At 46.4% G+C, this 22,267-nt stretch carries 16 protein-coding genes, 1 tRNA gene and 1 pseudogene; 15 read left to right on the forward strand and 3 right to left on the reverse strand.

The genetic code is table 11. The features are described from left to right. Positions 1–11 precede the first annotated feature (11 nt). Positions 12–332, reverse strand: a complete 321-nt coding sequence (hspQ, locus tag PSF11_RS01670; RefSeq protein WP_004918224.1) for a heat shock protein HspQ — start codon at positions 330–332, stop codon at positions 12–14. Between the two features lie 219 nt (positions 333–551). Here hspQ and PSF11_RS01675 point away from each other — a divergent pair, with 219 nt between their 5' ends. Next, positions 552–833: an acylphosphatase gene (locus tag PSF11_RS01675; RefSeq protein WP_223854711.1), complete on the forward strand. Its 282-nt coding sequence runs from the start codon at positions 552–554 to the stop codon at positions 831–833. 12 nt (positions 834–845) lie between these two features. Here the strand turns inward: PSF11_RS01675 and PSF11_RS01680 are convergent, their stop codons facing one another. After that, positions 846–1,175 carry a TusE/DsrC/DsvC family sulfur relay protein gene (locus PSF11_RS01680; protein WP_004918228.1) on the reverse strand — a complete coding sequence of 110 codons (330 nt, stop codon included), beginning with the start codon at positions 1,173–1,175 and terminating at the stop codon, positions 846–848. Positions 1,176–1,357: 182 nt separating this feature from the next. Here PSF11_RS01680 and PSF11_RS01685 point away from each other — a divergent pair. Beyond that, positions 1,358–1,445: transfer RNA gene (locus PSF11_RS01685), tRNA-Ser, on the forward strand. A gap of 218 nt (positions 1,446–1,663) precedes the next feature. On the opposite strand, the gene PSF11_RS01690 is transcribed toward PSF11_RS01685, so the two are convergent. Beyond that, on the reverse strand, positions 1,664–1,993 hold the full coding sequence (locus PSF11_RS01690) for a hypothetical protein (protein ID WP_115113557.1): 330 nt from the start codon (positions 1,991–1,993) through the stop codon (positions 1,664–1,666). A 192-nt stretch (positions 1,994–2,185) separates the two neighbouring features. On the opposite strand from PSF11_RS01690, the gene PSF11_RS01695 reads away from it, so the two are divergent. The 13 genes and pseudogenes from PSF11_RS01695 to PSF11_RS01755 all read left to right on the forward strand — a co-directional run bounded on the left by PSF11_RS01695 (position 2,186) and on the right by PSF11_RS01755 (position 22,146). Then, positions 2,186–2,917 (forward strand): hypothetical protein, encoded by a 732-nt coding sequence (locus tag PSF11_RS01695; RefSeq protein WP_147279818.1) that lies wholly within the window; start codon positions 2,186–2,188, stop codon positions 2,915–2,917. Next, positions 2,898–3,353, forward strand: a complete 456-nt coding sequence (locus PSF11_RS01700; protein ID WP_115113555.1) for a hypothetical protein — start codon at positions 2,898–2,900, stop codon at positions 3,351–3,353. The genes PSF11_RS01695 and PSF11_RS01700 overlap by 20 nt, the downstream gene beginning before the upstream one ends. Before the next feature lie 364 nt (positions 3,354–3,717). Next, entirely contained in the window at positions 3,718–4,122 is a 405-nt protein-coding gene (locus tag PSF11_RS01705) for a hypothetical protein (protein ID WP_181795801.1), read from the forward strand. A 101-nt stretch (positions 4,123–4,223) separates the two neighbouring features. Next, positions 4,224–4,418 (forward strand): methylation-associated defense system helix-turn-helix domain-containing protein MAD1, encoded by a 195-nt coding sequence (gene mads1, locus PSF11_RS01710; protein ID WP_021574203.1) that lies wholly within the window; start codon positions 4,224–4,226, stop codon positions 4,416–4,418. Positions 4,419–4,420: 2 nt separating this feature from the next. Next, positions 4,421–7,102 carry a hypothetical protein gene (locus PSF11_RS01715; protein WP_115113554.1) on the forward strand — a complete coding sequence of 894 codons (2,682 nt, stop codon included), beginning with the start codon at positions 4,421–4,423 and terminating at the stop codon, positions 7,100–7,102. A 17-nt stretch (positions 7,103–7,119) separates the two neighbouring features. Further along, positions 7,120–8,118 (forward strand): alkaline phosphatase, encoded by a 999-nt coding sequence (locus PSF11_RS01720; RefSeq protein ID WP_115113553.1) that lies wholly within the window; start codon positions 7,120–7,122, stop codon positions 8,116–8,118. A gap of 39 nt (positions 8,119–8,157) precedes the next feature. Continuing rightward, complete coding sequence (locus PSF11_RS01725; protein ID WP_115113552.1) at positions 8,158–11,421, forward strand: DUF1156 domain-containing protein; 3,264 nt, start codon at positions 8,158–8,160, stop codon at positions 11,419–11,421. After that, positions 11,418–11,924 (forward strand): hypothetical protein, encoded by a 507-nt coding sequence (locus PSF11_RS01730; protein WP_064169689.1) that lies wholly within the window; start codon positions 11,418–11,420, stop codon positions 11,922–11,924. The genes PSF11_RS01725 and PSF11_RS01730 overlap by 4 nt, the downstream gene beginning before the upstream one ends. A gap of 11 nt (positions 11,925–11,935) precedes the next feature. After that, the gene (locus PSF11_RS01735; protein ID WP_115113551.1) at positions 11,936–14,659 is read left to right on the forward strand and encodes a DEAD/DEAH box helicase; all 2,724 of its coding nucleotides are present in this window, start codon (positions 11,936–11,938) and stop codon (positions 14,657–14,659) included. A gap of 151 nt (positions 14,660–14,810) precedes the next feature. Beyond that, positions 14,811–16,550: pseudogene (locus PSF11_RS01740) on the forward strand (HsdM family class I SAM-dependent methyltransferase); the annotation flags it as partial. Beyond that, a complete protein-coding gene (locus tag PSF11_RS01745; protein WP_220186809.1) occupies positions 16,547–17,929 on the forward strand; it encodes a restriction endonuclease subunit S in 1,383 nt (460 codons plus the stop codon). The pseudogene PSF11_RS01740 and the gene PSF11_RS01745, both read left to right, overlap by 4 nt. A gap of 9 nt (positions 17,930–17,938) precedes the next feature. Further along, positions 17,939–19,114: a DUF4268 domain-containing protein gene (locus tag PSF11_RS01750; RefSeq protein ID WP_115113550.1), complete on the forward strand. Its 1,176-nt coding sequence runs from the start codon at positions 17,939–17,941 to the stop codon at positions 19,112–19,114. A 14-nt stretch (positions 19,115–19,128) separates the two neighbouring features. Further along, positions 19,129–22,146: a type I restriction endonuclease subunit R gene (locus tag PSF11_RS01755; protein WP_115113549.1), complete on the forward strand. Its 3,018-nt coding sequence runs from the start codon at positions 19,129–19,131 to the stop codon at positions 22,144–22,146. The last annotated feature ends 121 nt before the right edge of the window (positions 22,147–22,267 follow it).

The following is a 22,267-nucleotide window of genomic DNA, read 5'->3' on the forward strand; positions in this document are numbered from 1 at the left end:
TTTATAAACAACTAGTTACGTAGGCGCGGTGCCTGTAATTGTGAGCGAATAGACTCTGCCAATTCGTCCATGGAAGGTTGCTCTGGATGGTCATCAGCGGTTTCATAAGTAATTTGCGCTTCAGCCAAATAAGTATGAATAGCTTCGCCGTTGTCATCTTCCATAACAACATGGTACCAAGGCAGATCACGTAATGTGCTGTTTGAAGCAATATCATCATCGTGTGGTTGTTCGAGCGAATATTCGGCATCGACGTCGACCACAACGCCTAGGTAGCCGAGTAGTTTATGTCTAACTTGTTGCCCGATCCCATATTTACTGGTGATCATCATAGCCACCTCCTAAAAGCCTTGCTTATGCTATAACTTTATATTGGGGCAGTGTTCCGCGTTTTCAAGCCAATGTATGGACAATTACTCATAACGCAATACACTGTCTTATATGCAACATTGAAAAGCAGTGCCTCAATTCCAGATTATATGTTCGATGAATAAAAGACAACTGTAATAAATCGTATTTTAGTAAATAATGCACTGATAATGGGGGCCAAAATGACAACATCAACCGGACGTTTGTTTTATATCTATGGTCGCGTACAAGGAGTTGGTTTTCGTTACCAAACGTATCATTGGGCGAATCAAAATGGCATAAAAGGGTATGTCTATAATCGCGAAGATGGCAGTGTCGCACTGGGTATCTATGGTTCAGACCAAGATATCCGTTTTGTCGAAGAATGGCTCAATGCAGGTGGCCCTCCAGGAGCAAAGATTGATCACTATTTTAGTGAAAATTGGCACACTGAAAAAATAGCGGATTTTTCGGTCCGCTATTAATTGGCTAGCCATTTAAATACATTTCACGGGCTTTGGCAGGCCGGCAAGTTTTGTTGCTTGCTTTGCTGGGCCTTTAGGGAATAGTCGATATAAGTAGCGGCTATTTCCTTTATCTTCCCCAAATTGCTGTGAAACGGCTTTCACGAGCATACGGATGGCAGGAGATGTATTAAATTCCAAGTAGAATGCGCGAACAAAGCGAATGATTTCAAGATGCTCTTCTGTCAAAGTGATATTTTCTTGCTCTGCGAGAAGAGGAATAAGATCTTCGCTCCATTGTTGGCTATCGATAAGGTAGCCCTGAGGGTCAGTCTCAATTTCTTGGCCGTTAAAAAGCAACATACAGATTTCAACCTAAACAAAAATAGAGTGCAAATTTAGCAAAAAATAGGCGATAACCCAAGCGACATGTTGGAAATGTTGATAATTTAGCCCATTAACACATTAAGTGCCTATTTTTATAGCAATTGATAAAATAGGGGGTTTACATCGAAAGCGCAGATGTTTATAGTGCACGTCATTGCGGAGGGGTGGCCGAGCGGCTGAAGGCAGCGGTCTTGAAAACCGCCGATGGGAAACCATCCGAGAGTTCGAATCTCTCCTCCTCCGCCAGAATTCAACGCCATGCTATTGATTAGCATGGCGTTTTTGTTTTTTAGGTTTTATGAGTATGCCATCCAGTATGCCATTTTATTTTGGCTTCCCTCCGATTGTATTGGCTAGTATTGGACTCAATTTGGATATAACGAGTTCGAATTGAGACTAGTAAAATAATAAAGGTGAAGTAATGGTAACAATACCCACCTTCGATTATTATTTTATCATGAGCTCTAATTCTTAGTCATGCACTCAACTATCCCCAATGTGTTTATGTTCTTGGCACTGACCCATCCGAGTTTAGCCGATTCAGGTAAATCATCAAAAAGTGTTATGGCATGGTAGAGTTGTACCCATTGTTCATCAGCTGTTCGTTTTGCGACCCAGAATTGTTCTTTTCCTGATGTGGACTGATAGTTGATAGACTTGGAACCTCTATCGGGTTGATCATAAATCTGAAGCGTATTGGCAGGAGATGAGCTGAACTCAACACAATCTCGATAGGTTGGCTTAGGTTGTTTGCCGAAATAAATCCCCAATGTGACGATTGCGATAATTCCCACAAAAGGAAGGCTGTTGCTTTTATGCGATTAAAGGCAGCAAGAGAGAATCCTTATTTAGAATTATCAAAGGAAGATGTCGAGAACCCAGTTCTTCAATCTATTCAGCATGAACCATGGTGCCCCAAAGCACCCAAATCTCAATCAACCAAAAAGTACAAAAAGATTCGGTCATACGGCGACATTGCCAAAAATATGTGGCCAAAGCTCTTTGATGACAAGGAGCTAACGATTACCGAAGCCGATCTGGAAATGGCCAATAGAATGACATTTGGCCTTGATCCAGAGAAGTTTGCCGTAGGTAAAGTCTGGCCCCTTGCCTGGCATCAATTACGACGCACTGGTGCTGTCAATATGCTGGCCAGTGGATTGGTGACCGAAGCGTCTCTTCAGTATCAGCTGAAACACGCCTCACGCGCCATGAGCCAATACTACGGGAAAAACTACTACCGACTCAAAGAACCATTGAATGACGAAGCTCGTGCCTATTACTTGCGTGAGATGTATCAATCAATGGTGCGGGAGTTTAAAGCGCTCCAATCTGATCAGTATGTTTCGCCACACGGTGAGAAGCGCAAGCAACAGATCCTCTCCGAAATATCGGAGAAAGACCATGAGCAGTTGCTCAAGGCCGCAAAATCAGGACGGATCAGTTACCGTCAAACATTCCTTGGAGGCTGCGCCAATTCAGGCCCACCTTGCTCACTCGGGGGGATCAGCAATATCAGTTCCTGTATGGGATTTAGCAGCAATAAGCCATGCGCATCGGCATTGTTAGATAAAGCAAAGCTACCAATGATTAAACAGCTTAAAAACGTTATTACTATTCAGATCAGTGACGCTGCGCCAGACTCCCCGTTGTATGAGTCATTGCGAGCGCAATTAGAATCCGCAGAGCGAGCAATCCATGTCATCGAAAGTAATTGATCCAAGAAAAGTCAGTAAGGCTGAACTGAAATTCAGGGAGGCTTTTGAACGCCTCAAAGCGGGCAAGCCAGATATTTTGCTAAAAGGGACACAAGTCAGTCAGAACAATGTTGCAAAAGAAGCGGGGGTAGATCCTTCCGCTCTTCGCAGAGCACGATTCCCTGAGCTGGTTGCGGATATTCAAGCCTGGATAGAAAGTCACAAGGATGAAGCACCGCAGAAATCGCCCAGACAAATGATGCTTGCGCAAAGATCGAGGAACCGTGATCTAATGGAAAAGGTTAAGGCGCTGGAAGAGCAGCGAGATAAAGCCTTGGGGCAGTTGCTGGATGCTCAATCCCGGATACTGGAGCTGACACTTGAGAATCAGCGTCTACAAGCTCAGCTACCGGCAAGTAATGTTCACTTCATTTCGAACTCGAAGAAACCCTCGTGAGTAAATTGCACCGGGAGCGAGTCTAAATTTGTTAAGAGATGAGATTTACGATCGGAATCTCCACGGCGTCAGCGATTTGATGGATCTTCGTCAGGGTGATGTTCTGGTCACCGCGCTCGATATGTCCCATATAGCTTTTCTATCTATACCGGCTAGGTCCGCCAAAGCCTCCTGCGAGAGGCCTTTTCCTTCCGTATCTGGCGAACCTTCTCGCCAAAAGCGACCAGTATTGGAGCTTTCATATTCGCTCTGTCCAAAAGACAGAACTATCACCAAATGTTGGATATATCACCACGGGATATATCGCTCATTTTTACCATTCTGAGGTAGTCTTAACTCAATCGACTGGGTTATGGACAAGTATATGTGGAACGACAAAAAGCTAAGTAAATACAAGTATCTACTGCAATTTGAATTACGGCGATGGTACTTGTGGCCTCGATCTGGGCGATACCAGCACTTGACCCTGGACGGTGTCGTCTCAGAGGTGTTTATGGGGGAGCTGTCAGACTTCTATCACCGATACATGACTGGTGAATTTCAATTCTCGGAGAATTTCGGGAAAACATGGAGCAAGATGGACGAAGAGATTCTTTACGACATGATTGATTATGCCTGCACTGTCCGGCAGATAGCAGTTGAACTGAAACGGCACCCGGTAAGCGTCATTAACAAGTTGGCGAAGTACTTGGACGATGACAGTATCCAGAATCGTATTACTCAAGATTTTTACGATGTCCCTGCGCGGGAGCTAGTGCGATGGTGGTAGGTGTTAAGCATGCATACTTGACATTTAGATATAACATTGAACAAGAGAAGACTTTCTTGTACAGTACCGACATGACACTGTACTAACTGCGGACAACAAACATGAGTGAGCAAATAATGACCGTCAAGGATGTCGCGTCGTACCTCAAGCTCAACGAGCGTACTGTCTATCGCATGGCCACAGCAGCAAAGATCCCAGCGTTCAAAGTGGGCACCTCGTGGCGTTTTAAGAAAGAAGAGATAGATATATGGATAGCGCAGCAACACAACCAAATATCAAGTAATAAAGAGAGCTAACCATGCTAGGACTGAAGTTACGTGAGGAGTTTTCTGGTCGTCGTATTAAAGGAACGATGATCGAAATGCATAACCGGAATGGCACCGGTGCGCTCGATAAGTCTGCAAGTGAATTTCTGAAGATCACTTACCCTTCAATCGACATGCTCAAGACTGTGGAAGCTGTACAAGCTGGCCGGGCTGAGCCTGTCGTAATTATCGGTGCGCGGGGCCAAGGTAAATCACACCTTATGGCAGCACTGTCACATATGCATCAGGATAAGGATGCAACAGTAAACTGGTTGAATGACTGGTCTACCCGACTGAAAAATCCTGACATTGCAAATCTCAAATTGCAGTATGGCATGCATGTCATTACTGAAAGCTTGCACTTGCAACGCTATAAGCATGTATGGGATGTTTTGTTCGACCAGCATCCGCATGGCAATATTATTAAAGCCAAGTGGGAGGTGCACGGCACCGAGGTTCCAGGTTATGACCTGATACTGGAAATGGCAGAGAATAAACCATTTATCCTTATTCTGGATGAATTCCAGACGTGGTTTGAAGGATTAACAAACTCCAACCAGTACAAACGTAAGGCCTGGGCCTTTAACTTCATTCAAATCCTCTCGGAAATATCTGCAAAGTACCCTGAACTTCTGACACTTGTCGTATCTGTGCGCGAAGGCAACTCCGACGCAGCGCAGCAGCTGTTCCGTGTGAACCCAGTACTGATTGATTTCAAAGGGCCAGAAGCCAAACGAGACAGACAGCGTTTGTTGCTCTATCGGATCTTCGAAAACCGGATGAACATTCCAGAGTCTGATATTGCTTCACTGATAAAAACTCATGTGGATGAATTCCTGCGTTTGAGTCATATCTCAGGCTCCGATCACGAAAAACATAGACAGCAATTTATCGAGACCTGGCCTTACTCGCCAAGACTCCTGCAATTGCTGGACGATCAGGTGCTTATCGCAACCGAAACTCAAGAGACACGCGATCTCTTGCGTATTCTGGTGGATGTGTTTAAGGAATCTGGTGACGACACAGCCATACTTACACCTGCCAACTTCAGCTTAACCAGTGAAAAATCAGGCGTTACCTCACTACTGGATTCGGTAGCGAGTCAGCTGCATCGGGATTTGCGTGAGAATGCACTGCGCAACCTCGAAGCTGTTAAAAACGGTGTACCTATTGCTCAGGTCCCACATCTTGAGCCCATTCTTTCCGCTCTCTGGCTGCGTTCCCTATCATTGGAGAATCATGCCGGTGCTGAGCCGTCAGAATTGCAGCTGGATATTACTGAGCGAAAAGCGATTGATGACAACCTGTTTGCCGCTGAGCTTGCAGTCATCGAGGACAATAGCTTCAACATTCACCGCCAAGCCAACCGTTTGGTCTTCAAGAACGAGGTGAATCCACAGGCCAAACTGTTAGCACATGCTAAAAACGACAAGCTCTTTCAAAAGGATGAGGATGTAGAACACCTCGCCAAAGAGATTCGTTACGCCCTGGTTGGGGATGGCAATCAGTCGAATATCTATCGAACCATTGTCTTAAAGAAGCAGTGGCGCACTTCGCCATGGGCGGATATTGAAGAAAAAGACCATCCTCAGCATTGGGATAACCGGATTCCAGTGATTGTTATGCCCAAGGCATCGCTGGACAACAAAGAGCTGGGAGAATGGCTGAAAACAAATGTTGCCAAGGCAAGAAACACTGTGCGCTTCCTGCTGCCACGTGTGGGTACTGGCGACATTTTCTACGATAAGTCTTTGCTGGTATTAGCCCGTGCGGTTTATCTTGCTAGCGATTGGAAAAACTCCGAGCGTGAGTACGCTCAATTGCATCTGAAATACCAGAAGGAACTGCGTGAGCAGTTGCAATCCCGCTTTGATCGTTTTGCAGTCTTGGTCGTATGGAATTTCGCAGACCCATCTCAATGCGAATTTGAGATTTCACAGCACGGCGCAGAAGGGTTACAGATCCTCGAAAAGCTGGATGCAAAAATCTGCAGCGAGCTGTTCATTCCAGAAGAATTCGACACCATACTGCTTGATGCCGCGACCAATAGCCGTAGCGTGGCCGACCTTATCGAACAGCTCAAAGAGCCAGCCCCAAAAGGTGCAGAAAGCATTCCTTGGCTTGGTGAAACAGCCGTTAAAGAGCGCATTGGGCGAGCCTGTGCAGAAGGCAAAATTGCCATCAACGCCAAAGGCAGTCTGTACGAGAAAAAGCCGTCAGAAACCACGGATGATGCTTGGTTGCGAGTTCGTGGGAGACTGGGCAGCGGTAAAGATCTGGAAGATACGACATTGCACCTGCCCGGAGGCTCTGTTGGTTCAGGCGGTTCTGTCCCTGTTCAGCCTGTTCCAGGCGTGCCAGAAGAATTCACCGCCGGTGGTGTTAACGAGCCAACCGCAGGCTCAGGCAATGGCTGCACAGCATCCGGTACGACACTAACGCCGGGATCGCTATTCGGTGGTTCCAGTGGCGGCTTCGTTGCTCATTACAGCGCCCAGAATACATCCACATTGAGCTTGCTCGGTAAGCTTGAACAATGGGGAATTAACAAAGGCAGTAAGGTGAAGGACGTAAAATTGTCTACCTCGCAGCTCACTGGTGCACAGTTAGAGCATCTGCTGAAAAACTTACCGGATGGTGTTACTTACTCTCTGGATTTGGATAAAGAACAATAATCGACGAGCGAAAGCATATGGATAAGTCACTGATCGCTGATATACACAGACTGCCCGCACAGGAAGCATGGCCGAAAATTTTTTCGGCCCTCTGGCCCCTGTTTGCAGAACCGATCAGGCAGGATCTGGCGGATGCAAAAACAACCGAACGGGACCGCGCCATCAAACCATTAGATGACGTGTTGGCAGGCAGTGCCTGGGATTTGTGGGCATCGTTCGAGAGTGCTTCGCCAAAAACGGCAGATGCTCTGAAAGCATTCTGGCAACGCCAGACAACACCGAAAGCCATCCTGATTCTGGATGCACTGTCGCTCCGCGAAGCGCCCTGGATTCTCGAAAGTGCGCAGCAGCGGGGCTACACAGTTCACAGCGCCGGTGCGACCGCCTCTGAGCTACCCGGTGATACCACACCGTTTGCAAGGGCCATGGGATTTGGGCAGCGCACCAGATTGCAAAACAACCAGGGGAATAGTGCTGCTTTCCCTGAAGCCTTCACTGAGTCCACCGACTTGCCATGGGGGGATTGTGCATCTCTGATCAAGGCTGACCCGAATATTATTTTCTGGCATCACTGGCCTGATGAACGTATGCATCATCTGGCCGAACAGGGAGCAGGTTATCGGGTGTTGGCGAAAGAAGCCGCAGCCGTATTAACCGGCGATGAATTCTGGGCCTTCATCGACAAACTAGCCACGGGCCGTCGTCTGGTTATTACTGCCGACCATGGGTATTCAAATCCCGCGTTATTTCCTGATGTTTACCCGGAAGACCAAAAAGCCTATCTGAAAGGGCAATTCAAGTCTGGCCGCAACAGCGAAGTGAAAAACGCAAAAACCGAACAGCATTGGGTACCGCCATTATCTCAGGTACTAACGACACAGCATGGCAACTGGAACATTGTGCTGGGCCGCAAGAAATGGCGTTCACAAGGCGGCTACCCAAGCTTAGCCCACGGTGGGTTGAGCCTGTTAGAGGTGGCCGTACCCTTTATCGAACTGTCGAAACCGAATAATTAATTGTCAGCATGCAGTGCTGGCCTTTGGATAAGTATTTTTATGGCATCTAACAAAACGAAAGCAGAACTGACAGAAGAATTGGTGGCAGAGGCCGTTAGTGCCGGTAAAAAAGCACAACTGGAATCGGTAGATTTTTCTGACCCCAATCGCCCCTTAACCTGCCTTGAGGTTGATTTCCCGATTCTGCCAATCAACCAGATTGCGCAGATAGAAGGTAATGCGGGCAAGCCAATATATCAAATGAGTAAGTGGTGGGCACGTCGCCGCTCCAGCGTATTCCGCTCTATGTTGATTGCAGCTGCCACCAAAGCGCCCGATGAACCATCCGAATCTGCCAAATTGGTTTGGGATAACTACTATGCCAATCACCAGGACAACCAAGCGTTCAGAAAATTGAAAGTGGCTGACATTTTCATGGGGGGCGGTACCACATTGGTCGAAGGTGCGCGGCTCGGTATGCAGATGACAGGCAACGATCTCAACCCAGTTGCCTGGCTGGTTGTAAAGAACGAGCTGGCTGATGTTGATCTGGATGAAGTGAACAAACTTTTTGATCACATCGAGCGGGAGGTAAAACCCCAGATCATGCCGTTTTACGCTTGCGAAGGCCCTGATGGCGAAAAAGGCAAATGGACACAGCGTTCTACCGGTAGAGTCATGGGCAATGATTTTGATCCGCTGGCTCTGACACCTGAAGAACGCAAAGACTACACATACGAAGGCCCAGAAGTCATTTACACCTTCTGGGCTAAGCACGGCCCATGTGCGGCTCCCGGATGCGGTCACCGCACTCCATTGATGACCTCTCCAGTCGTAGCGGTGAAATCCCTTTCGGTTAAAACCTGGCAAGATGTTGAATGCCAACACTGTGGAACGAGCTTTGATATTGAGCGCCAGGAAGCCCGTATGGCTCCCGATGTTCCGCTGGTCGTTAGCGATTCAGAAGCTCCTTACGCCATCATGGATGATGCTGGGAGCTATCAATGCCCTCATTGCCAACACAAATATCGTGATGAGGCGGCAGCGCAGAAGGGAGAGTCTTCACGTTTACTCAAGAAGATGAGTAAAAATAAGAAGGTTGATTTATCTCTGCTTGTTCATCCTGATTGGCTTAAAGGTTCTTCAAAAGCAGACGAAACAGGAATATTTGGCGGCACCTCCCTTAGTGAGGTGGAAGCAACGCAGCGTTGGAATCTGCACAGAACAAAGACACTTAAGCTGCTGGAAGTTCGGGGTAAATTGCCCGAAGAAATTACCTGTCCTGATTCAGGTTTGGTGATAAACACTCGGCAAGGCACTATTCCTAAAAAGTCTAATTTCACCTGTCAGGAAAGCACTTGTGGTCGTCAACAAGATGTTCTCGACAGTATTAAAGCTTCTGGCCAGACCGGCCCGATGGCTGCTTACGTATTACAGTGTTATTCACCTGGACGTGATGCAACAGGTGCACCATACAATGGCCGCTACTTTGCGCCAGCTGACAGCAATGCTGCCAAAAGACAAAATTTGGCGGTATCTGAGTGGGCGCAAAGGAAAAATTCGGATTTGCGAGGTTATTGGCCCGAGTCGAAATTACCCTATGGATTTATGACACACCACTTGCAAGGCGGCGTTCCTAATCATGGTTTTACGCACTGGAACACCATGTTTAACCCGCTTCAGCTTCTAATTCATGCACAAATTCTCAAGGCTATTGATACATCTCATGGCTTCAGCGACACCAGTAAAGAAATAGTTTTGGGTGCATTTCAGCAGTATCTGCGCAATCAGAATATGTTCTGCTTTTGGAATAACAATGCCGACAAAATGGAGCCGATGTTTAGTAACAATAACTATCACCCTAAATCGACTGTAATTGAAAATTCAGTATTTGCTAATTTAGGGAGAGGGAATTGGGCATCATGCAGAGCAAACACCCTCAAGGGGCTGGAGTGGTGCAAGCAGCCATGGGAAACTGTATCGAACGAGATGCTGAGCAATATATCCGCTGACATTGGCAAATTGGTCAGCGGGAAAAGCTCAAAGGCCATGCCAAACGACCCAGTGTTGCCGGGAACCTTAGTGACCTGCGGCTCATCGACGGAATTAAAACAGTATGCCGATCAGTCGTATGATCTCGTCATTACCGATCCACCATTTGGTGGTTTGCTGCACTACGCCGAGTTAGCGGATTTCTTCTACGTATGGCTACGTCTGCTGCTGAAGGATAAATACCCAGAGGTTTATGCTGGGGAATACACGCCAAAGACGCTGGAAGCTGTTTCTAACAAAGCACGCCATCCAGATGATCCAGATGCGTTTTATAAGCGCTTGCTGACCGAATGTTGGCGGGAGGCGAATCGGTTGCTGAAACCAGGGGGCATTTTGGCATTTACCTTCCATCACAGCGAAGACGAGCCTTGGTTGGATGTATTAGAGAGCTTATTTGACGCAGGTTACTACCTGGAAGCAACGTATCCTATTCGCAGTGATGAAACTAAAGGAAAGGGCGAGTTTGGTTCCAAGACCATTGAATACGACATTATTCATGTATGCCGTAAGCGTACTGAAGCGCCCAGTAAAATCAGCTGGGCTCGCTTGCGTCGCAAGATTCTTGCAGATGTGCGTCAGTTGCAAGAGTTGTTGGAACATCACCAGTCAAAAGGTTTGCCAGTAGCAGATATTCAGGTCATCAAGCGCGGTAAGGCTTTAGAATATTTCTCACGCCACTATGGCCAGGTATATGTTGAGGAAGGCCGCGAATTTACGGTTAACGAAGCGTTAGTAGGGATTAACCAAATTCTGGATGACCAATCAGAATCAGAATCGGGTGGTACCCCGGTGGTGTGTGAGCCAAATACACGCCAATTTCTGCGTATTTTTGCACGCCAACCTTCAGTCGAGCGCGATCAGATGCAGAAATTCCTGCGCGGTAGCGGCATAGCACCATCGACTTTTATCGCTTTGGGCTGGGCTACCGAAACCACACGACCAAAGGCTTTTCATTGGCGATCTCCGCTAGAAATTGCGCAAGAGCGAATGGCCAGCAGTCGCAGCGTGAGCCGCGACTTTGATCAGGCCATGTTGCTTGTGGGTGCCTGTTATCCGGAAAGCGGTATCAATACCAAGAAAATTCTGGATGATAACTTTAAGCCACACCCGGCATTAGGTCATCTATTAGATTGGCTTGTTCACAACGGAGCCGACTTATCTATGCGCAGTGCCTGCACTTTGGCAAGGCAATTGTTTAATAGATGGGAAGCAGATCATCAACAGGTTATGCAGGAACAAATATCATTGTTTGGTATGGAAGATGAAATATGAGCGATGTGCTGACCAACGACAAATGGAAGCGACGCGGTGTCTCAGTGCTTTGGTGTGGCAAAACACTGGCTGAATTAAATGCTGCAAGTCAGGTGATCAGTCTGCGTCAGTTCATCGGCTATTACGAAGCGGGCTGGCCGGACGATATGCCTCTGCTGAATGACGATGGCTTATACGTCGCAGGGTTGGACGTAGCTGTAGACGCTTTATCACCAGAAGATGCACTGGAATGGCTGGAATCGGAGATTTACGAAATGATCTACGACTTTCAGAACCATGCCGATGCCGCGTTGATTTTCTGGATGCCGGATCAGGGGCGCTGGAAGGAAGATCTGACCACCAGTACCTACAACTGGTGCTTGGCTGGTAAATACGATGCGCAAATGTTCCCGTTGGGACAATGCATCTGGAACGGCGCACAAAAGGACGTGCGCCGGATTGAATCCGCTTTTGGCGGAAAAACGAACGAATGGCTGGGTTTATACCTAGAGCGGATCAGCTAATAGGGGGAACCATGACTTTTAAACCCGGTGAACGCGTCAGCCATTTTGAATTTGGCCAAGGTGTTGTTATCTCGGCAGTGGGTGGCTACGCCCGTGTCTTCTTTCCCCAGGGTGAGCGACAAGTACCCGTCAGCACCTTGGTGGCGGCACTTAGCCATAATGAGCGCGTGGTAGCCAGCATTGGCACCCATACAGATAGTGACACGAAAGCCTGGCTCTCCTGGAAGGCGCATGAATTACCCCTTCAGGATTCAGCCAGCTCGCTGACTTCAGCCAAGATTGATTTGCTACCCCACCAGGTGGTGCTGACTCATCGGGTTGCCTGCGCGAGCCCACGTCGCTTTCTGATTGCCGATGAAGTAGGTTTGGGGAAAACCATTGAAACAGCATTAGTGCTGCGGGAATTGGCCAGTCGTGGCGAGCTAAACCGGGCTTTAATGGTTGTGCCGGCAGGTCTGGTTAACAACTGGCACCGCGAGCTGAATGAGGTTTTCAATTTGAATTTTGAAGTATTCGGCCGCGAAGGTGATGTCAGCGACCGCCGCAGTAATGCGTTTGCTAAACATAACCTGCTGATTGCTAGCATCGACACCTTAAAGCGTCCAGCAAGAATCAAGAAAATACTGGAAGCCCCCCGTTGGGATTTGATTGTTTTTGATGAAGCGCATCACTGCACTGCCTATAAGCAAGGTGGCAAAACCCGCAAGACCCAGAACTACAAATTGGCGGAAGCCTTACGTGACCACAGTAGGGATATGATTCTGCTTTCGGCCACACCACACCAGGGCGATCATTTTCGTTTCTGGAAGCTGATTGATTTGCTTGACCCCACTTTGTTTTCCAGTGAAACAGAGATGGTGGAAGAACGTCACCGCCTGAATCCAATCATCTTCCGCCGCACCAAAGCCGACGCCTGTAAAGCCGATGGATCCACGTTGTTTGCTAGGCGCTGGGTGCATACCGAAGCCTTTTCAATGTCAGATCAGGAGCGCGATTTCTATAACGCCCTGAATGAATACCTGCGCGACGGTTTTGCTCTGGCGAAGAAGCAAGGCGGCAAAGGAACGGCTCTGGGCTTTGTAATGACGATCTTCCAAAAGATTGCGGCGTCCAGCTTTGCGGCGGTGCATCGCACCTTGAGACGAAGACTGTTGGCCCTGACTGTTCATGAGGGCTTGATGCACGATGAAAACCTCGACATCGACGCCAGAGACTTTGCTTTTAATGAGGCGAAAGAACAGATTCGCGTTGAGTTCGATTTAGGTCATGACCGTCTTTCTGACCTTGAGATCGACCGTATATTGAATGACATCAAGCGTCGCCTACTTAAAAAGATCAATGAAGAGCAGCTGGCCGCTGTATCCGATACGTTTACCGATGAGCTGGAAACAGCCGCCGCTGAAGATGCGGCCATGGATGCTGTGGCATACGCCCTGCCAGAAGAGCGATTCCGCATTAAAGAACTACTGGGGCTGTTCCCTTCAGCCCGTGAAACTAAAGTAGATAAGCTCATTGGGGCTTTGGGTGTGCTGTGGCAACAAAACCCAGAGGAACGCATTGTGATATTTGCCACCTATCTGGGTACGGTTGAAATGCTGGGCGACCAGATTGAAAAAGCGTATCCAGGCCAAGGTGTGGTTGTGCTTAAAGGTGGTGATCACGGAAGTAAACTCGCGGCAGAACGGCGCTTCAAACAGGCCAATGGTCCTCGCGTAATGATCTGTACAGCCGCCGGTCGGGAAGGTATCAACCTGCAACATGCACGGGTGCTGTTTAACTTTGACCTGCCGTGGAATCCAATGGATATGGAACAGCGCATTGGTCGTATTCACCGCTATGGACAGCGAGATACAGCGCAGGTTTATAACCTTGTGTTGGGTGACACCATTGAAGGTCGCATTTTCCTGCTACTAGATGAAAAACTGGAGGAGATTGCCAAGGCGCTTGGTAAAGTGGATGAAAAGGGCCAGGTGGAAGAAGACCTTCGATCACAAATTCTAGGCCAATTATCTGAGCAGGTGAACTATCAGCAACTTTATTCGCAGGCACTGCAAGACCCAGAGCTTAAACGGACCCGGCTGGAGCTTGAAGCGGCTATGGATAATGCCCGTACTGCTAAGGATGCGGTATTCGAACTATTCCAGGACCTAGATGGCTTCAGTTTGGATGACTACGCATCACTCTCAGATACAAGGGAATCCATAGACGATCTGATCCGGTTTATGCAGAAGGCCTTGCCATACGAAGGGGAAGCCATTGAGATTCGCGGACAAAAGCAATGGGCCCTGGTAAAAGATGGTCTCGAACAAATGCTGTTTACCACGGTTCGAGAAGACGCGACCAATTCGGAAAAATTGCATTTGATTGGTTTGGATCATCCCGTGATTGCAAAACAGCTCGATAAATACCGCAATCTTGATCCTGAATACCTTGGTTTCTATTCTAGTGAGCTGAATGCTGGTGAAACCGTTTCTTTATGGGAAGTAAGGGCTGCCAACGAAAAAGGACACAATGTTCACTCCATCATGAAACTTGCTGTCGATTGCAATGGTAACCGGCTACCTCATTTAGAAAAGCAAATAGACGCAGTGTTTAAACCTAAGGGAAAGAAAGGCGCTCACGAAGTAGATTTGCATAAAATTGAAGCCGTCTTGGAGCGTGAACTTCATCACCGGAATATCGTGAAACCTGAGCAGTCTTTCTCTGCCAAGCTGATCTGCTTAGCGTGTGGTTGATTTGATAAAATTCGTTTCGAATGAGCTGGTGACAAAATTGAGTTTTTGTCACCATTTAAGATGCTAACCTATGGACAATTTGGAAATCACCTGTAATGCAGAATAATCATTGCCTACAGCCAATGTCACCAGTAGTGAATGTTACGTGTGGTGTGGTAGCGGTGGTATGCTCACTGAATCTCAAAACTTCATTGAAGAGAAATACCCGAACGACAGCCGAGATGTTTACCTTTACGGCAAAGAGATCAATGACGGGACCTACGCGATTTGTAAATCGGACATGATGATCAAAGGCAACAACCCTGAGAACATCAAAGTAGGCTCAACCTTGTCTACCGACGAGTTTGCGGCTTCACGCTTTGACTTTATGTTGTCTAACCCGCCATACGGTAAGAGTTGGGCGTCTGAACAGAAGTACATTAAAGACGGCAGTGATGTGATTGACCCGCGTTTTAAGGTTAGCCTGAAAGACTATTGGGGAAATCTCGAAGTGGTGGATGCCACGCCACGTTCGAGTGATGGCCAGCTGCTATTCTTAATGGAGATGGTCAACAAGATGAAAGATCCGAGCGTAAGTCCATTAGGCAGCCGGATTGCCTCTGTTCATAACGGCTCATCGCTCTTTACCGGTGATGCGGGCGGCGGCGAAAGTAATATTCGTCGCTTCATCATTGAAAACGACATGCTAGATGCCATCGTTCAGTTACCTAATAACCTGTTCTATAACACTGGCATTACCACTTACATTTGGGTGTTGAACAACAATAAACCTGAGGCGCGTAAAGGTAAGGTGCAATTAATTGATGCCAGCTTGCTCTACCGTAAGTTGCGCAAGAACTTAGGTAACAAAAACTGCGAATTTGCGCCTGAGCACATCACGGAAATTACCGATACTTACCTCGCGTGTAAGGATGTTGAAAGAGCACTGGATGCAAACAATGATCCTGTTGGCATCGCCAGTAAGGTATTCAGCAATGACGATTTTGGCTACTACAAAGTCACTATCGAGCGTCCTGATCGCCGCAAAGCCAAGTTTACTCAAGATGCCATAGCCCCACTGCGTTTTGATAGGCAGCTTAGTGAAGTGATGGAGTACGTTTACGCAGAGCATGGCGAACGTGTATATGAAAAAACTGGCTATGGGTCAGATCAGAAAAAGAGCTTCTTGAAATCCATTGAGAAGGACATTCTTTCTTGGTGTGAAGAGAACGATATCAGTCTCAATGCTAAGGCTAAGGCCAAACTGCTTGATGTGAAACACTGGCTGGCGCTAAAAGCATTGCTTGAAACTGCACAAACGCTGATGGCTGACATCGGTAGCATTGAATTTGATGACTTCAATAGCTTTAAAACCCAAGTTGATAAATCACTAAAAAACCATGCCATTAAGCTTTCAGCACCTGAGAAAAATGTCATTCTGAACGCGGTGAGCTGGTATGACGAAACCGCCAAGAAAGTGGTTAAAAAGGTAGTTAAATTAACGGGTGATAAATTAAACGACCTGCTGGAGCGCTATGAGTGTGAAGTCGCTGACCTGCCCGATTTTGGTTATTACCCCCTTCCTGCAACAGAAGGCGGTAAAAAAGGCGAGTACATCACTTACGAGACCAACTCAGACCTTCGTGACACAGAATCTGTTCCATTAAAGCAAAGCATTTACCAGTACTTCAAGGGCGAAGTGAAGCCTCATGTCGATGAAGCATGGATAAACCTAGATACGGTAAAAATTGGCTATGAAATCAGCTTCAATAAGTATTTCTACCGTCATAAACCACTGCGTAGTTTAGAAGAGGTCGCAACCGATATTATTAACCTAGAACAAAAAGCCGAAGGTCTTATTGCGCAGATATTGGGAGTGAACGTGGCGGAAGTTCAGGGAGAAGTCGAATGACAAATTTATCGGGAGTAAATTTGAACAACGGCTCTGCCGTTGGCGCAAAGCGCGAGGGCACGGACAGCCCGAGTCAAAGTTTAGCGTTGATGCCGAAATATGAGGATTATGTAGATTCTGGAGTTGAATGGTTAGGGGATTTACCGAGCCATTGGGACGCAGTAAAAATGAAGTTTCTTTTCAAAGATACGTCGATGAAAAACAAGCCTAACGAAACTTTATTATCTGTTACACAAAGTCAAGGTGTTGTTCCCAGAGAGTGGGTAGAAAACAGAATGGTTATGCCATCTGGCAATCTAGAAAGCTTCAAGTTCATTGCAAAAGGTGACTTTGCTATAAGCCTTCGTTCCTTTGAAGGTGGTTTGGAGTATTGTCATCATGATGGAATCATAAGCCCTGCTTATACGGTGTTAAAAACTAAGAAAGATTATCTACTTGCAGGATATTACAAATATTTGTTTAAAAGTCAGACTTTTATTTCAGAGTTACAAACATCGATTGTAGGGATTCGTGAAGGAAAAAACATCAGTTATGAGGAGTTGCAATATTCACTTCTTCCTATTCCGGCTGAAGAAGAACAAACCCGTATCGCCAACTTCCTAGACAAGAAAACCGCTCTAATCGACGAAGCTATTGCGATCAAAGAGCAGCAAATTAGCCTGCTGAAAGAGCGTAAGCAGATCATCATCCAACAGGCGGTGACCCAAGGGCTTGACCCGAATGTGCCAATGAAGGACTCCGGTGTGGATTGGATTGGGAAGGTTCCAGCGCATTGGGAAGTAAAAAAAATGAAATTCATTTTTGACTCTATTCAGACTGGTACGACCCCGGTAACTTCTGAGCCAAAATATTTCGATGGAGATGTTGATTGGTATAATCCCAAAGATTTAAATGCTGGTTATCTTGATAAGTCAGAAAAGACTATATCTGAACTTGCAATTAAACATGGTCAAGCAAAGATATTTCCAGGTGATTCAGTCTTGATTGTTGGTATAGGTGCAACTTGTGGTAAGACTGCTTACCTCAAGAGTTCTTCGGCATTTAACCAACAAATAACGGGTTTTAGTTCACGCCATGAAAACGCAGAGTTCATGTATTATCTGATTAGTATGTATTCAAGCGTAATGCTTAAAGTGGCAAATTATACTACTTTGCCGATATTGAATAATGAATTTTTTAAACATTTTTTATTGCCGTGCCCATCAAAAATTGAACAAGATAGGATAGTTGGGTTTCTCAGAATTGAAACGTTAAAATTCGAAAAGACCATTGAGATCCAACTGCAACAAATCGAAAGGCTTAAAGAATACAAAACCACCCTGATCAACAGCGCCGTGACAGGAAAAATCAAGATCACCCCAGAAATGGTTGAGCAATAGGAAGCGAATATGTTCACGGTAAATCATCAGGCCAATAGGATTAGTCCGGTTAAGGCAAAGAAGTTCAGTGAGTTGGGCTTTACTGAGCGCAAGCATCTTCAGGAGTGGTTGGCACACGAACCTTCCGCACTCGGTGAAGAGCTACTGATTATTCAAAAGGAGTTTGATGGCTTTGATGATACCCGTGAACGCTTAGATTTACTGGCATTGGATAAAGATGGCAACTTGGTCATTATTGAAAACAAGCTGGACGACAGTGGCCGAGATGTGGTGTGGCAGGCCCTTAAATATGCCTCTTACTGTGTCAGTTTAACCAAAGCGCAAATCGTTGAAATTTACCAGCAATATTTAGACCGCTATGAGCCTGTGACAGGAGAGGCTGACCTGTTAAATACCCCTGCAAGTGCCGCTCTTAGTGCCAGTCAAAGAATATGTGAGTTTTTGGATGCGCCCGATCTCGATGAGTTAAAGCTCAACCTGGGTAACAGCCAGCGCATTATGTTAGTTGCGGCAAACTTTCGCAAAGAAGTGACCAGCACCGCGCTGTGGTTATTGGGTCAAGGCATTAGCATTGCCTGCTTCAAAATCACGCCTTATTCACTGGGTGAACAGCTACTGATTAATATTGACCAGATCATCCCAACACCTGAAGCGAAAGAGTTGATGATCGGTATTAATGCCAAGGAAGCGGAAGAAAAAACTACCGAAGTGGTACTAAAAAACCGCCATACGGTGCGGCGCGAGTACTGGGAGCGTGCCTTAGAGGCGTTTCAGAAAAGCGCTTGCCAACTCTATAACAACATTAGCCCAAGCAAAGATCATTGGTTATCAGCAGGCTCAGGGCTAAGTGGATGTCCGTATAACCAGATATTTCTGCAAAAAGAGCTTCGAGTAGAGCTTTGGATCAGCCGTGGGGTTACCGAAGAGAATAAATACCTTTTTGACTTGTTGAGTCAGTCCAAGCAGGACATTGAGCATACTTTTGGTGCAGAACTTGAGTGGATGAGGCTGGATGAGAAGAAATCTTGCCGTATCCAGTTTTCGACCAAAGCCGATGGGTTTAATAAAGAGACTTGGCCCCAAGCGGTTGCGTGGCACTTAGAGCAGATGACAAAGTTAGAAAAAGCCTTGAAAGGACCGCTGCAAAAAGCGGCTGAGGCAATGAAACAGAAGAATTTTGATTAAGGGAACTTACAATTATGGTCAGTCAAACCAATGAACAAGCATTAGAGTCGGCCATCGAGAAATGTCTGGCTGGGATCAGTACTGAAGAGCTCAAAGAGGGGCTGAGTCAGCAGTCACTGGGTGCTGGATACTTCATTGGTGCTGCTAGTGACTTTAATATGCAATATGCCATTGATGAACGTTTTTTCTGGCAATTTCTGCAAAAGACACAAGAAGTAGAGTTGGCCAAACTGCAAAAGAACAACCCCTCAGATTGGCAGCGTAAGTTACTCGAACGATTTGACCGACTGATTAAGAAGCATGGCATTCTTCATTTACTTAAGAAAGGGCTAAGCGTAGACGATGCTCATTTCAATTTGCTCTATCCAGCCCCTTTGGCAAGCAGTAGTGAGAAGGTAAAGCAAAACTTTGCAGATAACGTGTTTAGTTGTACTCGCCAAGTGCGCTATTCCATGGTAAATCCCCTACAAGAAATCGACATGGTATTGTTTATCAACGGAATACCATTGATAACGCTGGAGTTGAAGAACGCATGGACCGGGCAAACAGCACGTTATCACGGCCAAAAGCAGTATCGAGATGATCGGGATGCAACTCAGCCATTGCTGACCTTTGGCCGCTGCATAGTGCATATGGCGGTCGATACCGACGAAGTGTATATGACCACCAAGTTATCAGGTAGCAGTACATTCTTCTTGCCGTTCAATAAAGGTCACAATCTTGGGCAAGGCAACCCGCCGAATCCATCTGGCCATAAAACGGCATACCTATGGCAAGAAGTATTCACTAAAGAAAGCTTGGCGAATATTATTCAGCATTTTGTGCGTCTGGATGGGTCAAGCAAAGATCCATTACCAAAGCGAACCCTGTTTTTTCCTCGATACCACCAATTGGATGTGGTGAGAAAATTAGTAGACCATGCCGCCCAGCACGGTGTCGGTCAGACTTACTTAATTCAACACTCTGCCGGTTCAGGTAAGTCTAACTCGATTACCTGGGCAGCTTATCAGCTAATTGAAACCTATCCTGCTTCGTCTGATGTAGCAGGCGGAAAAAGCTTGGAGCAGCCGTTATTTGACTCTGTAATTGTGGTTACCGATAGACGCCTATTGGACAAGCAGTTGCGGGATAACATTAAAGAGTTTTCTGAAGTAAAGAACATTATTGCCCCGGCGAACAAGTCTTCTGAGCTTAAGCAGGCGCTGGAGAATGGCAAAAAGATCATTATAACGACGATTCAGAAATTCCCGTTCATTATTGATGGTATCGCCGATCTTAGTGACAAGCGCTTTGCGGTGATCATCGATGAAGCACACAGCTCACAGTCTGGTTCGGCGCATGACAATATGAACCGAGCGATGGGCAAGTCTGAAGTCGAAGAGGCAGAAGATGCTCAGGATAAAATCCTTCAGGCGATGAAATCACGCAAGATGCGTGGGAATGCGTCGTACCTAGCATTTACAGCGACACCCAAAAACAGCACTTTGGAGAAATTTGGTCAACGCCAAGAAGATGGCTCTTACAAGCCGTTTCACTTGTATTCGATGAAACAAGCCATTGAAGAAGGCTTCATCTTAGATGTGCTGGCAAATTATACGACGTACAAAAGTTATTATGAGATTGAGAAATCAATTGCTGATAACCCTGAGTTTGATACCAAAAAGGCGCAGAAAAAACTCAGAGCTTATGTAGAACGAAGCCAGCAAACAATTGATACCAAGGCAGAGATTATGCTGGAGCATTTTGTTCCGCATGTCGTGAATACGAAAAAGCTCAAAGGTAAAGGTAAAGGAATGGTGGTCACTCAAAATATTGAGACGGCCATTCGATACTACAAAGCGATAAGGCGAATACTTGAGGAGCAAGGGAACCCCTTTAAAGTTGCCATTGCTTTCTCAGGAACCAAAGAAGTTGATGGTATTGAATATACCGAAGCAGATATTAATGGTTTTGCTGAGTCAGATACCAAAGATATGTTTGATACCGATGAGTATCGACTTTTAGTGGTTGCGAACAAGTATCTGACTGGGTTTGATCAGCCTAAACTTTGCGCCATGTATGTAGATAAGAAGCTCGCCAGTGTCTTGTGTGTTCAGGCGCTATCTAGGCTCAATCGCAGTGCACCTAAGCTAGGGAAGAAAACAGAAGACTTGTTTATCCTGGATTTTTTCAACTCGGTTGAAGATATTCAATCAGCATTCGATCCTTTCTATACAGCAACGTCATTGTCCCAAGCTACAGATATAAACGTGCTGCACGAGTTGAAAGATGAAATGGACGATGTCGGTGTGTACGAGTGGTATGAAGTTGAAGACTTTGTGACGCGTTATTTCAAGAATGAAGACGCCCAAACACTCAGTCCAATCATTGATATTGCCGCAGCGCGGTTTGACCATGAACTAGATCTTGAAGCTGAAGCTAAAGTGGACTTTAAGATTAAAGCCAAACAGTTCGTTAAAATCTATGGGCAGATGGCTTCTATCATGCCTTATGAAATGGTCAGCTGGGAAAAACTGTTTTGGTTCCTGAAGTTTTTAATACCGAAATTGAAAGTGGAAGATCCCGATGCTGATGCTATTGATGAGCTTCTCGATTCTGTCGATCTGAGTTCATACGGTTTGCAACGTGTGAAGCTTAATCACAGCATTAAACTTAATGACCAAGAAGCGGAGCTTGATCCTCAAAATCCGAACCCACGTGGGGCGCATGGCGGTGAAAAAGAAACTGACCCGCTGGATGAAATCATTCGCACATTTAATGAGCGATGGTTCCAGGGCTGGAGTGCCACACCTGAAGAGCAAAAGGTTAAGTTCGTGAACATCGCTGAAAGTATCCGCAATCACCCTGACTTCGAATCGAAATACAAAAACAACCCAGATCCCCATAATCGAGATTTGGCCTTCGAAAAAATGCTCAAGGAAATCATGCTGCAACGCCGTAAAGATGAACTTGAGCTCTACAAGTTGTTCGCAGGAGATTCAGCATTTAAAGCCTCGTGGACGCAAAGTATGCAACGAATGGTAGGTAGGTAGAAAGGAGTGATGGTTTGCTGAAGGCAGTCTCAGAGTTATTAGGTGGGGCACCAGGCCTGAAAGGACGTCAAATTGCCAAGGAGCTGGAGCTGGATAAGTCCCAAGTGAACTCGTTTCTTCA

The organism is Providencia sp. PROV119, from assembly GCF_028482435.1.
In the GTDB taxonomy this organism is placed as follows: Bacteria; Pseudomonadota; Gammaproteobacteria; order Enterobacterales; family Enterobacteriaceae; genus Providencia; species Providencia stuartii.